Below are 13610 nucleotides of genomic sequence, written 5' to 3' on the forward strand. Positions count from 1 at the left end.
CGTGAAGGCCGGGGACTGGGGGGCTCCGCGAAGGTGCTCATAGGGACCTTGATAGCAAATAGGGAAAATGATCGTACCGGCTGAGCAGCTGAGTTTGATAACGGAAAACTATTACAAAACCTGTAACCACTAACGTAGCAAACCGCCGGCCCGGCGATGGGTACTTTTCTTCAATACCACCGGCTGTCATTAGCCGAGGATGAAACCCTCTCTCAACCAAACGGATTTCCTCATGAGCCTGTCCCTGTCCATGGCCGCCTTCGCGCTGGCGGCTTCGATCTCCCCCGGCCCGGTCAACATCGTCGCGCTGGGCAGCGGTGCCCGCCATGGCCTGCGCGCCAGCCTGGCCCATGTGGCCGGCGCCACGCTGGGCTTCTGTCTGCTGCTGGTGCTGGTCGGCCTGGGCCTGCACCAGTTGCTGCTGCGCTGGCCACTACTGGGCCTGCTGTTGCACTGGGGCGGCGTGGCGTTCCTGCTGTACATGGCGTGGAAGCTGGCAGCCGACGATGGGCAACTGGGTGGCAGCCATCCGCTGCAGGCCCCTTCGGCGTGGCACGGCGCGGCGATGCAATGGCTCAACCCCAAGGCCTGGCTGGCAGCGGTGGCCGGGGTTGGTGCCTACACCGGCGGTGAGCAGCAGCTGCTGTGGCTGTTCGCCTGGATCTATGGGCCGATCTGTTTCCTTTCAGTGGCCAGCTGGGCGTGGGCAGGCAGCGTGATCCGGCAATACCTGGGCAACCCACGGCACCTGCGCCGGCTCAATCGGGGCTTGGCCGTGCTGTTGGTGGGCAGCGCGATCTGCCTGGTGCTTCAGGGCCAGCAAGGGGCGGCATTGCGGTAATGCCCGGGGGTCGCCGCCAGGTGCTGCTTGAACGCCCGCTGCAGGTGTGCCTGGTCGGCAAACCCGGCTTCCTGCGCCACCTCGGCAATCGCCCGGCCCTGGCGCAACTGCGCCCTGGCCAGTTGCACACGCTGGTCGAGCAGGTAGCCATGCGGCGTCAGGCCGAAGCGCTGGCGGAATGCGCGGATCAGGTAGGAGCGTGACAGACCGCAGGCGGCGCAGATGTCTTCCAGGCTCAGCGGGTCGCTGCGATGGGCACGGATGAATGCAGCCGCGGCGGCCAACCGCGGGTTGCCCTCCTCGGGCACACCGCTATGGCCGCCGAGCAGACCCGGCAACGCGGCAAACAGCGCCGCCAGGCGGTGTTCGCGGTCTGGCACGCTGGCATCGAACAGGTCGGCAAACAGCTGCAACAGCCGCCGGTACAATTCTGGCGAGCGACTCCAGGCCTGGGCCGGCAAGGCAAACCCCTGCGCCTGCAACCAGGGCATGTCGACGAACAGCATCAGGTACGACCATGCTTCCCCGGCAATGGGGTTGCAGGCATGCACCACGCCTGGGTTCATCAGCACCGTGGTACCCGCTGCCACCTCGAGCTGCCGGTCACCGTTCAGGTAAGTACTGCGCCCGCCGGTGATCACTCCGAGGGAAAAGCTTTCATGAGAGTGCGCGGCGTAACACACCTGGCGCCCATCCCCTACCCGTCGCGCTTCGACGAAGGGCAACGCCGGATCACGCCAAAACCTTGATACTTCGATCATCCCTCGCCCCGCTCGCCGCTGTCATGCATCCGGATACTACACAGTATGCCGGGGAAACAGGTCGAGTGTTCGTTCCACTTCGCCAATATCAATCGTAAAACCATCGCCTTCCGGTGTCCCCACCACAAAGCCGAAATGTTGGTCGTCACGATCCGTGAGGTACTTGTAGTAGCTGACGAACCGGTTCGGCGGCTGCAAGGTCAGCAGGCAGCCGCCGGGTTGCAGTACGTTCACGCCGTGCACCAGCTGACTACCCTCCACCCCCATCACCACCCTCGCCCCGGCACAGGCCGCCACGATAGTGGGTACATCGCACTTCAGCGGATTGACAATGCGAAAGCCGCGGGTGGCTCTCAAATGCTCGGCCAGCGCCAGCTCATTGCGCAACAGGCGCAAGTCACCGTCACTACCGCGCAGCAGGAACACACCAGGGTGGGAAGCATGCGCCACATGCGCCAGCAACTTTTCGCCCATGGCCCGGTAGCGAGCATGTCGGCTGCGGTTGTTGGACAGATCATCGAACAGCACCAGTTCCCGGAAGAACGCACTGCGCAAGCGCAGCGGTCTCATCTCCAGCCAGTTTTCATAGGCCTGCACCTGGGGATACAGCGGGAATCTGGCCGAAGGCGCCGTGGTCACCGGTACGCCCTCGTTGCGGGCCAACGCATAGGTCGGGCAATCTTCCATCAGCCAGGTGCCGAACCAGGTATTGCCGTTCTGCGTGCAGTAGATCGCCGCGCGATCGACTTCGCGGTCCACGGTGATGGTTGGAAAAGTGCGAGGCTTCAGCGACAGCCAGTGGCTGGCCTTGCCCTTGTACAATGCCCCCTCGACCAACCACACATCTTTGAACAGGTACCCCCGGGTCGGCCCTTGCTGCACGCTGATGCCGCCCCGCATGGTAGGACCCGGGTGTACGTACGGATAGAAACGCTTGCCTTCCCAGCCCGTCACTCGCTCCAGTTGACCTGGCAGATAAATGGCCGGTGGCGAGACCGTGGTTTCGCCCGGGGCAATGTCCCAGCTTTTGTCCGCGATGCTCTTGAGGTCGATGACGCTGCGCCCGCCCAGCCGTTTGCGCACCATGTTGCAATAGGCGGCCAAGGTCCAGGTGTGCTGCCTGGCTGGCGCTGGTGTGCCGGACTGCGAGATGTCGCTCTCCATGAAGCTGCTCCCTTGGTGAAGAGGCCAGAAGAATTTTGGCGCAACGTGCCAGATCAACACGACTTGGATATCTCTAACTGCACATGACCCGTTCCATGCTGGGCGGTGACTGCAGGCTGGCGTAGCGGCTGCGTAAGCTCTCCATGAATGGCTCGCCTGCACCGCTGCGACCGTAGAGGTAGATCTTGTGCAGGCCGCCAAACACCATTTCCTGGTAGCGGCTGGCGACTTCCGCGTCACTCGGGCCTTCGGGCAACCCCAGGTGCAGCGTGAGCTTGTCGCCTTCGATGGCGAACATCGGAGTGTCCCAGAGGAACTTCGCGGTGCCGGTCCTCGGTAAGCGAACAAACAGACAGGCATGGTTGCCAAGCGAGTCGATATCGCCGCCGCGGCGGCGCTTCCATTTCAGCAACCCGTCGTCCGGGCGCGCCAGGCAAAGGCCAATGTCGTAGTAATCGAAGCCCTTCTCCAGGGCCCATTCCAGCGCCATGAAGGTGGTGATCGAGTTCACCTCGCGCAACTTGCGCGCATCGGAAAACACCGCCTCGCAATAGCCGAAACGCAACGTGCTCCAATAACGCTTGCCGCCGCGCACCACTTCACAGCCCAGGTGGCAGCCAATCACTTCGTCGTTCAACGTGATCAGGTCGAGCCGACCGGCGCTCCTGGCAATGCGGAACACTTCCGGCGTGGGGAACTGGGCGGCATGGATCCCCTGCCTGGCGCTGGCATAGGGGCGCAGAAGGTCGCGGTCGGCCATGGCGATCTCCTCGTCCGTCAGGGCCTGGCGCATACGGTACAGCGGGCGATGCTTGCGGATGCTGCGTCTGAGCTCGCTGTCGTAGCGCGCCGTGATGTCCTCCAGCGGACGGCCCAGCGGCACCACGGCGCTCAGGTAATGCGGCACCGACAACGCCCCCGCCGTCGGCATTTCGCTGACCACCACCCGGTGGTCGGCTGCCGTGGTCGCGCTGGCGCTGTCGATGATTGCCATGCTGGCCTGGCCCTTGCCGGCGATCAGCAGCTTGGCCATTTCCCTCTGCTGCTTGCGCCCGACATAGACAATCTCGTAAGGGCTTTCCTGCTGCAAGCGGAACCTGGCCACTTCCCAGCGCCAGAAGCAGGCACGCGCCAGTCCTTCACGCAGTTTGCTGGCCAGGTGTCTGATTTCGTAGCGTATCGAGGGCGACAAGTGTTTTCGCGCCAAAGCCGTCAAGGTCGCTTTCATTTCTTCTTCGACGTCCTTCGATGTGCTCTTTGGTCTATCGGAAAAGGACCACTGTTCAGCAACGACTGGTTATGGATTTGCGCGTTTTATCCACAAAGTGTGCTATCGATTAACAATTTAAGGTGGGCCCAAAGCGTTTCGCAAGCGGCACTTTGATTGCATTTCCTGACGCCTGTTCGGGCTGCTGCAACGTTTCATGGCGTCAAATTTCCTGCATGAACAGCGCCTCCGCTGAACACGTTCTGTGGCCCTGCGCTCGCGCGTTATCCCGTTACCACTTGCCCAGCGAGAAATCACGTTTGATGCCTTCTCTTATAGAGAAGGAGCATCGCCATGCCCGCCAACAACCCTCATCAGACCGTGCTCGAAGCGCAACTACCGCAGTGGGCCCGCCAGGCAACGCCCGAACAGTGGGCCACGTTACCGCGTACCCAGGTCGCCCCGTGGCAGGCACAGGACTGGTTCGCCAATTCACCCCCAGACCTGCGCCAGGCCGTGCGCGCCAGCAGCACGCGCCTGCTCCACGCACAAGCAGCCCTGGCCCACTCACTGCAAGGCCTGAAACAGATCACTGAATTCGCTGAGCCGTTGCTGCAGGGCCGCCTTGCCCAACATGGCATTCAGGCCCTGCGCAGCACCGAGTTACTGCGGGTCGAACGCACCTGGCATTGGGGCGGCATGCGCTATCTCTATCGTCACCAGCGCCATAACCTGCTCCAGGCAGCCCTGCAGAACTTCGCCGACGACGAGGCGTTCACTGCCGAGAGTGCCATTGCCTTGAGCGGCAACATCCAGGTGACGGCAGTCGAGGTACAAGGTTCGGTCACATTGGGTATGCAGGTACCTGTGGCCCACTTTCCGCTGAAGTCCGAGCGCTACCGGGTGGAGCGCCTGCCGCTGGCCCCCAGCGAGTTCGCCACGTTATGCCGTGAACTGGACCTGGGGGGTGCGTATCAGGCCCACCTTGAACAACACTTCGCCCGGCCCACCACCCGAGCGCTGGCCATCAAGGTGCAGAAAAACCGCCTGCGCCTGGCCGCCGACCTTGCCTACTTGCGGCACCTGGTCGACGGCAGCATGCGTGACCAGGTCGAGCAACTGCTGCAGGGTGGCGAGGTGAAGTGCTGGCAGCTGGCGCTGTTCGGCATCACCCTGCACGAAGTCATGCTGATCGACGCCGGCCGCGCAGGGTTGGCCCTGTACCTGCCCGGCCATGACCCAGCCCTGCGACAGTGCAGCAACCTGGAGGCGGTGCACGATGCACTGGCGACCTTGCTGCTGGAAGCCGATGCCCGCCAGGCCTTCAGCGCCTACATCAGCCAGGACCAGCGCGCGCACTTCCTCGACCTGCTGCAGCAGAACCTCGACGCTACCGGCAACAGCGCCCCCGACCGCACCTGGCAGCGTGCCGCACAGGCCGACCTGCGCCCCACGCGCCTGGCGATCACGGCCGAGCCTTTCGGCCACTACCAGGACCTGCACCTGGCCCGCCTCAAGCACGAAGCCAGCCTGCTGGCGGTGCCGACAGCCGCGGCCGATGCCAGCGCGCGGGCCAGGCGCCTGGAGGCATGGGAAAGCCTTGGCCTGGATGCACTGAATATCGCCGGTTTCTTCATTCCAGGGGTAGGCACCCTGATGCTGGCCGTTACCGCATGTCAGTTGCTCGGCGAAGCCTTCGAGGGCTATGAGGCCTGGCAGGAAGGCGACCGGCACCTGGCGCTGCGCCACCTGGAGGCGGTCGGCCTGAACCTGGCGCTGATTGCCGGCTTCGCGACAGCTGCCAAGGTGGTCCCCAAGCTGTTCAACAGCCCATTGATGGAAAGCCTGCAGCAGGTACGCGGCCGCGACGGGCGCTACCGGCTCTGGAATGAAGACCTCACCCCCTACCGCAGTGCCCGGGTTCTGCCCGAACACCTGCAGGCCAATCCACTTGGCCAATACCTGTACGAGGGCCGCCATTTCATCCGCATGGACGGCCATCTGTTCGAACAACGATTCGACAACGACCTGCAGCAATGGCGGGTGGTTCACCCTGATACGCCGGATGCCTGGCAGCCACCGCTGACGCATGATGGCCAAGGCGCCTGGCGTGGCCAGCATGAGCACCCCGAGCAGTGGCCATTTGCCCAGCTGGCGCGCCGGCTGGGCGATGCCTACCGCGCCTTCACCCCAGACCAGTTGGCGCAGGCTGGACGGCTTTGTGGCATCGATGCCACGCAGTTGCGCCGGGTGCACCTGGAAGGCCTGGCCACGCCGCCACTGTTGCTCGATGCGCTGCAACGCATGGCGGCACAAGCCGAGGTCGAGGTTTTGGCTGGCAAGGCCCCGCCTGGCTTGTTCGAGCGGCTGTACAACGGTGACGCAGCCATTACTCCACCGACGCAGAAATTGCTCGATACCTACCCGCGGCTGTCCCCTGCCCTGGCCAGGCGCTTGCTGGCACCGCTGGATGACGCCGAACTGCTCGCCTGGCAACAGCGCAGCCAGTTGCCTGTGTGGGTTCGCCAATCGCTGGAGCAGGTGCACAGCGAGCTACCGCTGGTACGCGCGCTGGAGGGCCTGCTTCAGCCAGCCCGGGCCAACAGCGCCAGCGAACACCTGTTGTTCAGCGCACTGGATGCCATGCCGGGCTGGCCTGGGGATGTGCGCCTGGAGTTGTGCGGCGCCAGCCCGGCAGGCGTCCGCCTGGACCAGGTCGGCAGCGACCGGGCCACTACCCTGTACCGTGTGATCAAGACCGTCGACGGCTATGAGGCCTATCTCGGTGATCGCCCTGCACCCGCACTGCGTGATCACGACCTGTGCCGCGCGGTAGAACAGGCCCTGCCAGCCGCGCAACGCCAGACCCTGGGTTTGCTCACCGACGATGGCAGCACGCTACGCCAGCGTGTGCTGGCCTGGGCCGACCAGCACAGGGCGATACTGGCACAGCGGCTGTGGGGGCATCGCGCGTTGCTGCGCAGGCCCAAGGGCGCCCTGTACGGCGGCCGGCCCCTTGCCCCCGAACCCCATCAGCCGCGCCTGGCAGGGTCGCTGGCCGGGGCCTACCGCCGCCTGTACCCCGACGCCAGCGATCAGGAATTCGAAAACTGGCTCGGCAACGATGAGGACAACCCGTACCTCGATGACCTTCGCTCCCCCACCCAGCGGCTGCGCGACCTGCAGCAGCGTCTGGATAGCCTGCGCCGCGACCTGCGGGAGTGGGCCCGGCCCGACCCGCAGCGCACGCACCAGAGGCAGCGGGCGATCCGCCCCATCCTCAACGCCTGGCAACGACTCTCGACCGTAGCGCTGGAAGGCGGTGGCCGCCTGCACAGCCTGGACCTGTCCGGCCTGGAACTGGACAACCAGGCCCTGGCCAGCCTGCCACTACCCAATGACTTCAGCCATGTCGAGCATCTGTCCTTGAGCTATAACCGTTCGCTCAGCCAGTTGCCGGGCAGATTCTTCCAACGCTTCCCCAACCTGCAGCGCTTGCTGCTGACTGACTGCCGCTTCGACACACTGCCGCGCCTGAGCAACCCTGCCCAGCTAAGCTGGCTGGATATGGAAGGCAACCGTATCACCTGGGATGCCCAGGCCCAGCAAACCCTGGACAGCTGCTTCGGCCTGGTTGTCCTGGACCTGTCGGGCAACCCCTTGCTGCAGGCCCCGGACCTGCGCGGGCTGGCTTATCTGAAGACGCTGTTCCTGAACAACTGTACGCTCAGCGAATTGCCGCGCGGCCTGGAGCTGGTCACCGAGCCGATCATGCTCGACATTGGCGACAATCAGCTGCTGCGGTTGCCGGAGGGTTTCAACGTGCCACGGCCGGTCGCAGACGCGCTGCGCCTGGAAAGCGACTGGCTGGGCGCCCCGGTGCTTGCGCAGATCGAAGCCTACAACGCCACGCACCAGGTGGACCTGCTGGTAAACGCAGATGACTACCTGGAATTCTTCGAGCAGACCGGCCCGGCCGAAGCGGCCCTGTGGCAGCGGTTACCGCTGCAGTATCGGCGCGATCTCAGGCCGTTGCTCGAAGGTGAACCGTTCCTGTCCCATCCGCAACATGCTCGTGCCGAGTTCTGGCGGCGCCTGGCGTTGATCGACGCAGACCCGGCCCTGCGCCAGGAATGGTTGACGCACCCGCCATACAACCTGTTCAACCTCCCGCTTTGACATGGCCCTGCGCGCCTGCCTGTACAACAGGCAGGCATTGATGGCCAGGTTAGGCCAGACTGGTGTTTTTCCGGCAGCCGGTGCATGCTCGCAGCTGAAGCGTTTCACCCGGCTCTAAACCCGCCCAGTAATGTGAGGTGCAGTACCCATGGACCGTCTGCTCGATTCACTCTTCCCCAGTGCCGAAAACATCCCGCAATCCTGGCGCCTGGAAGCCCCCCTGGAACAACGCGACTACCTGGTGAACGGCGAGCTCAGGCGCTGGGACGGCCCCTTGGCCACGGTGCGCAGCCCGGTCTGGCTCAAGGACGGCAACGAAGAACACCAGGTGGTGCTGGGCAGCGCGCCGCTGCTCGACGCCGATACCGCGCTCACCGCTCTCGATGCCGCCGTACAGGCCTACGACAAAGGCCGCGGCGCCTGGCCCACCCTGCGCGTGGCCGAGCGCATCCAGCATGTCGAGGCGTTCCTGGCGCGCATGCGTGAGCAGCGCGAAGCAGTGGTCAAGCTGCTGATGTGGGAGATCGGCAAGAACCTCAAGGACTCGGAAAAGGAATTCGACCGTACCTGCGACTATATCGTCGACACCATCAATGCCCTCAAGGACCTCGATCGCCGCTCCAGTCGCTTCGAGCTGGAACAGGGCACGCTGGGCCAGATCCGCCGGGCACCGCTGGGTGTAGCGCTGTGCATGGGGCCTTACAACTACCCGCTCAATGAAACCTTCACCACGTTGATCCCGGCCCTGATCATGGGCAACACCGTGGTGTTCAAACCGGCCAAGTTCGGCGTACTGCTGATTCGGCCGCTGCTCGAAGCGTTCCGCGACAGCTTCCCGCCAGGCGTGATCAACGTCATCTATGGCCGCGGCCGGGAAACGGTGAGCGCGCTGATGGCCAGTGGCAAGATCGATGTGTTCGCCTTCATCGGCACGCACAAGGCCGCCAGTGACCTGAAAAAACTGCACCCGCGCCCGCACCGCCTGCGCGCCGCGCTGGGCCTGGATGCCAAGAACCCGGGCATCGTCCTGCCCCAGGTGGACCTCGACAACGCCGTCGAGGAAGCCGTCACCGGCGCGCTGTCGTTCAATGGCCAGCGCTGCACGGCGTTGAAGATCCTGTTCGTCCACGAGGACGTGGTGGACGCCTTCCTCGACAAGTTCCAGCGCAAGCTGGCCGCACTGAAGCCCGGCATGCCCTGGGAGCCTGGTGTAGCGCTGACGCCACTGCCGGAGCCGGGCAAGGTCGATTACCTCGACGGCCTGGTGGCCGATGCCAAGGCCAAGGGCGCACGGGTAGTCAACGAAGGTGGCGGGCACAGCCGCGGCTCGTTCTTCTACCCGGCCGTGCTGTACCCGGTGCAGCCCGACATGCGCGTGTACCACGAGGAACAGTTCGGCCCACTGGTGCCGGTGGTGCCTTACCGCGATCTGCAGACGGTGATCGATTACGTGCTCGACTCCGACTACGGCCAGCAACTGAGCCTGTTCGGCAACGACCCGGCAACCATCGGCAGCCTGGTCGACACCTTCGCCAACCAGGTCGGCCGGATCAACATCAACGCGCAATGCCAGCGCGGCCCGGACACCTACCCGTTCAATGGCCGCAAGAACAGCGCCGAAGGCACCCTGTCGGTGCATGACGCCCTGCGCGTGTTCTCGATCCGGACGCTGGTGGCAACACGCTTCCAGGCGGCCAACAAGGCGCTTATCAGCGAGATCATCCGCAACCGGCAGTCGAGCTTCCTGACTACCGACTACATCTTCTGACCAGCGCGCTTATAGACAATCGATCTATCAATACGGTCGATTTTCCATCCGCGCAAACGACTCTAAGCAACAGGGCGCCCGCCGGCGCCCAATTGCAAAGGAGCGTCGAACATGCCAGCCAGACCCATTCCCGAAGGCCAGCACAGCATCACCCCCTACCTGGCCATCAACGATGCCGCCGCGGCCATCGAGTTTTACAAGAAGGCCTTCGGTGCCGTCGAGATGTTCCGCCTCGACGCCCCGGGTGGCCGCATTGGCCATGCCGAGCTGAAGATCGGTGACTCGTCGCTGATGCTTGGCGACCCGTGCGACATGGAAGGCGGCCTCACCGCCAGCCAGAAGCTCACCGGCGCGGGTGTAGGGCTGCACCTGTATGTCGAGGACAGCGACAAGGTCCATGCCCAGGCCCTGGCAGCCGGCGCCACCCAGCTGAGCGCAGTGACCGACCAGTTCTATGGCGACCGTAGCGGCACGCTGAAAGACCCATTCGGCAATATCTGGTTCGTCTCCACCCACAAGGAGGACCTGACCCCCGAGGAAATTCGCGCCCGTGCCGCGAAGCTGTTCGGCGGCAACTGAACGGCAGGTTGAAAGCGGCGCGACTTTGCCTGAAGCTTGGCGCTCGTAGCCTGGAGCCGCTTCATGCGAATCATCGACAAAACCGCCGCACAGGTGCGCAGCCTGACCCCCGCGGAAGAGGAGCTGCTGGTCGGCTTTGCCAGCGGCACCCTCGCCGGCCCGCGCCTGCTGCAAGCCAACCAGATGCTGATGAAAGTGCGCAGCGCCAACCAGTGGCTGGCCTGCGACTGCCGCAGCGATGCCTTGCCGGTGCTCAATGTCACCCTGAACGGCAATACCGGTACGCTGTTTCTGAAGAACAACCCCGGTACCGCCGAGCATGCGCCTGGCTGCCCGTTCAGCAAGGACGAGCGGGAAGCCGCCGAGCGCGAAAACCACCCCGCCCCGCCTGCTGCCTGGCTGCCTCCGGACACGCCCCTGCGCCTGATCGGTGACTTCCACAGCGGCGCTGCCGGTGCTGGCGGCGACAGCAACGAACGGCGCGAGCAGCAGCGCTTGCTGGCGCTGCTGCTGACCTGGATCGAAACCAGCGGCCTCAACCTGTATGCCACCCACCTGAAACGGGACCTGACCGGGCAGTTTGCCGAACTGCGCAGCGTGGCCAGCCGCTACCCGCTGCTGGAGCGGGTGCCGGCCAGCAACTACCTGGAAACCCGCCTGGACATGAAGCACATGATGATGCTCAAGTCCCGCCTGCGCGAAGCCACGGTGTTCGGCAACCACCGCCGCCACGGCCTGCTGCTGGACTGCCTGGACCAGGTCAGAGGACGCAAGCTGTTCAACCACGGCAATGCCGACGGCTTCGATTTCCAGGGGCACCACCTGTACTGGGGTGGCAGCCGCACCGCCGGGCCGTTGCTGGCCCTGGCGCTGTACTCGCCGACCAGCGCTGGCAGCCATTTCTACGAGCTGATTCATGTGGCCAGCGTGCCGGTGCTGTCGCGGGCGCACCTGTTCCCGGTCTATCGCGATGAAGAGCGCGAACCGCTCAAGGCGCTGGTGTCACTGATCGACTGGATGGCCAGCAAGGGCGTGAAAGTGCAGATGCGCCGCCCGGTGATCGGCGGCGAGGTGATGGATGAACTGGTGCTGACCTCGGACCAGGACCGGGTGCTGTCGGTATCGCTGCTCGAGCAGCCGATCGGGCCCGAGCCGGATACCGAGAACTTCAAGCGCTACGCCGACTTCAAGAGCCCGGAAACCTTCCGCAAGTACGTTGCGGGGTTCTTCATGCGTGAGCGCTAAGGGCCATTGGCGCTTGGGGGGCTCGCCGGAGCCTTTGTAGCGCCTGTGAGATCGAGCGCCGCGCGGGCGGCGCTCGATCTGCCAGGCGCTACAAATCAAACGGCATGCACCCCGTTACCAAACAAACGGCTCAGCCAAGAAACAGCTTGTACGCCGGGTTGTCGGTCTCGTCCCAATAGCGGTACCCCATCTCCTCCAGCGCCAGCGGCAAACTCGCCAGCTCATCCCCCGGCACTTCCAGTGCAGCGAACACCCGTGCCTCTGCCGCACCATGGTTGCGGTAATGGAACAGGCTGATGTTCCAGCGCTTGCCCAATCGCTCCAGGAAGCCCAGCAACGCCCCCGGTCGTTCCGAAAACTCGAAGCGCAGCACCCGCTCGGCAGCACCTGGCGCGGCGTGGCCACCCACCGTATGACGCACATGCAACTTGGCCAGTTCGTTGTCGGTCAGGTCGAGTACGCTGTAGCCTTGCTCACGCAGGCTGGCCAGCAAGCGCTCGCGCGGATCGTGCAGCGGGTGTGTCTGTACCCCCACGAACAAGCGCGCCTCCTTGCCCGGGTAGTAGCGGTAGTTGAATTCGGTGATCTGCCGCTTGCCCAGCGCCTGGCAGAAGGCGCGAAAGCTACCCGGCTGTTCCGGGATGGTAACGGCGATGATCGCCTCGCGCTGCTCGCCCAGTTCGGCGCGCTCGGCCACATGGCGCAGGCGATCGAAGTTGACGTTGGCCCCGGAGTCGACGGCCACCAGGGTGTGACCCTGCACGCCTTCGCGCGCCACGTACTTCTTGATCCCGGCCACAGCCAGGGCGCCGGACGGTTCAGTGATGGAACGGGTGTCATCGTAGATATCCTTGATCGCCGCGCACAACTCATCGCTGCTCACGGTCAGTACCTCGTCGACGAAATGCCGGCACAGTTCGAAGCAATGGGCACCCACCTGTGCCACCGCCACCCCGTCGGCGAAGGTGCCGACCTGTGGCAGGATCACCCGTTCGCCAGCGGCCATGGCCGCCTGCAGGCAGTTGGAGTCTTCTGGCTCGACGCCGATCACTTTCACCTCCGGGCGCAGGTACTTCACATAGGCAGCAATCCCCGCGATCAGCCCGCCACCGCCCACCGGCACGAAGATGGCGTCCAGCGCACCCCGGCGCTGGCGGAGGATTTCCATGGCCACGGTACCTTGCCCGGCAATCACATCCGGGTCATCGAACGGCGGCACGAAGGTAGCGCCTTCGCTATCGGCCAGTTTCAGCGCGTGGGCCAGGGCATGAGGGAAGCTTTCACCGTGCAACACGACATGGCCACCGCGCGAACGCACACCCTCCACTTTCAGCGACGGTGTCGTGGTAGGCATGACAATGGTGGCTTTCATGCCCAGGTGCGAGGCTGCCAGGGCCACGCCCTGGGCATGGTTGCCTGCCGACGCGGTGATGACCCCGCGCTCGCGCTGCAGGCTGCTCAGGCGTGACAGACGCGTGTAGGCACCACGGATCTTGAACGAGAAGGTCGGTTGCAGGTCTTCGCGCTTGAGCAACACTTGGTTGCCAAGGCTTGCCGATAGCGCCGGGGCGCCTTGCAAGGGTGTCTCGATGGCCAGGTCGTACACGGGCGCAGAGAGAATACGGCGCACCTGTTCCGACAGCAGTTGCTGCGTGGAGGTCGGGGTACGAGGGCTGACATTGAGGCTGGTCATCGATTGCAACTCCTTGGCTTTTATTCACGGTGCCCAGGAGTCAGAGAGAAGAAACCCGCCTCCAGGGCGGGTTCGGTGCACGTACGCGCTAGCCCGCCAAGCTGATAATGGCGGTAATAATAATGGCGTGCGCGTGCGGGAAGGTTTTCATGCCCAAGAACTTAGCCGGTCCT

General features: G+C 64.3%; 9 protein-coding genes. 5 read left to right on the top strand and 4 right to left on the bottom strand.

Annotated features, from left to right (window positions below; all coding sequences use genetic code 11):
• The first annotated feature begins 232 nt into the window (after positions 1-232).
• Entirely contained in the window at positions 233-841 is a 609-nt protein-coding gene (locus HG549_RS14130; protein ID WP_170030123.1) for a LysE family translocator, read from the top strand.
• Here HG549_RS14130 and HG549_RS14135 read toward each other — a convergent pair.
• The 3 genes from HG549_RS14135 to HG549_RS14145 form a co-directional block, all read right to left on the bottom strand.
• Entirely contained in the window at positions 811-1602 is a 792-nt protein-coding gene (locus HG549_RS14135) for an AraC family transcriptional regulator (protein WP_170030124.1), read from the bottom strand. The genes HG549_RS14130 and HG549_RS14135 overlap by 31 nt on opposite strands.
• A gap of 36 nt (positions 1603-1638) precedes the next feature.
• Complete coding sequence (locus HG549_RS14140) at positions 1639-2766, bottom strand: glycosyltransferase family 61 protein (RefSeq protein ID WP_170030125.1); 1128 nt, start codon at positions 2764-2766, stop codon at positions 1639-1641.
• A gap of 73 nt (positions 2767-2839) precedes the next feature.
• Positions 2840-3994 (bottom strand): hypothetical protein, encoded by a 1155-nt coding sequence (locus HG549_RS14145; protein WP_170030126.1) that lies wholly within the window; start codon positions 3992-3994, stop codon positions 2840-2842.
• A 333-nt stretch (positions 3995-4327) separates the two neighbouring features.
• Here HG549_RS14145 and HG549_RS14150 point away from each other — a divergent pair, with 333 nt between their 5' ends.
• The 4 genes from HG549_RS14150 to HG549_RS14165 all read left to right on the top strand — a co-directional run bounded on the left by HG549_RS14150 (position 4328) and on the right by HG549_RS14165 (position 11744).
• Positions 4328-8152, top strand: a complete 3825-nt coding sequence (locus HG549_RS14150; protein WP_170030127.1) for a leucine-rich repeat domain-containing protein — start codon at positions 4328-4330, stop codon at positions 8150-8152.
• 148 nt (positions 8153-8300) lie between these two features.
• Positions 8301-9920 (top strand): NADP-dependent glyceraldehyde-3-phosphate dehydrogenase, encoded by a 1620-nt coding sequence (locus HG549_RS14155; protein ID WP_170030128.1) that lies wholly within the window; start codon positions 8301-8303, stop codon positions 9918-9920.
• 111 nt (positions 9921-10031) lie between these two features.
• Positions 10032-10499, top strand: a complete 468-nt coding sequence (locus tag HG549_RS14160) for a VOC family protein (RefSeq protein ID WP_170030129.1) — start codon at positions 10032-10034, stop codon at positions 10497-10499.
• A gap of 63 nt (positions 10500-10562) precedes the next feature.
• On the top strand, positions 10563-11744 hold the full coding sequence (locus HG549_RS14165; RefSeq protein ID WP_170030130.1) for a hypothetical protein: 1182 nt from the start codon (positions 10563-10565) through the stop codon (positions 11742-11744).
• Between the two features lie 130 nt (positions 11745-11874).
• On the opposite strand, the gene ilvA is transcribed toward HG549_RS14165, so the two are convergent.
• Complete coding sequence (gene ilvA, locus HG549_RS14170; protein ID WP_170030131.1) at positions 11875-13437, bottom strand: threonine ammonia-lyase, biosynthetic; 1563 nt, start codon at positions 13435-13437, stop codon at positions 11875-11877.
• Positions 13438-13610 lie beyond the last annotated feature (173 nt).

The organism is Pseudomonas sp. SK (genome assembly GCF_012975065.1).
Lineage (GTDB): Bacteria > Pseudomonadota > Gammaproteobacteria > Pseudomonadales > Pseudomonadaceae > Aquipseudomonas > Aquipseudomonas anuradhapurensis.

Excerpts from the sequence above, each read along its gene's own strand:
- HG549_RS14130 (WP_170030123.1), top strand. The coding sequence starts at position 233 with ATGAGCCTGTCCCTGTCCATGGCCGCCTTCGCGCTGGCGGCTTCGATC.
- HG549_RS14140 (WP_170030125.1), bottom strand. The coding sequence starts at position 2,766 with ATGGAGAGCGACATCTCGCAGTCCGGCACACCAGCGCCAGCCAGGCAG.
- HG549_RS14135 (WP_170030124.1), bottom strand. The coding sequence starts at position 1,602 with ATGATCGAAGTATCAAGGTTTTGGCGTGATCCGGCGTTGCCCTTCGTC.
- HG549_RS14155 (WP_170030128.1), top strand. The coding sequence starts at position 8,301 with ATGGACCGTCTGCTCGATTCACTCTTCCCCAGTGCCGAAAACATCCCG.
- HG549_RS14165 (WP_170030130.1), top strand. The coding sequence starts at position 10,563 with ATGCGAATCATCGACAAAACCGCCGCACAGGTGCGCAGCCTGACCCCC.
- ilvA (WP_170030131.1), bottom strand. The coding sequence starts at position 13,437 with ATGACCAGCCTCAATGTCAGCCCTCGTACCCCGACCTCCACGCAGCAA.
- HG549_RS14150 (WP_170030127.1), top strand. The coding sequence starts at position 4,328 with ATGCCCGCCAACAACCCTCATCAGACCGTGCTCGAAGCGCAACTACCG.
- HG549_RS14160 (WP_170030129.1), top strand. The coding sequence starts at position 10,032 with ATGCCAGCCAGACCCATTCCCGAAGGCCAGCACAGCATCACCCCCTAC.
- HG549_RS14145 (WP_170030126.1), bottom strand. The coding sequence starts at position 3,994 with ATGAAAGCGACCTTGACGGCTTTGGCGCGAAAACACTTGTCGCCCTCG.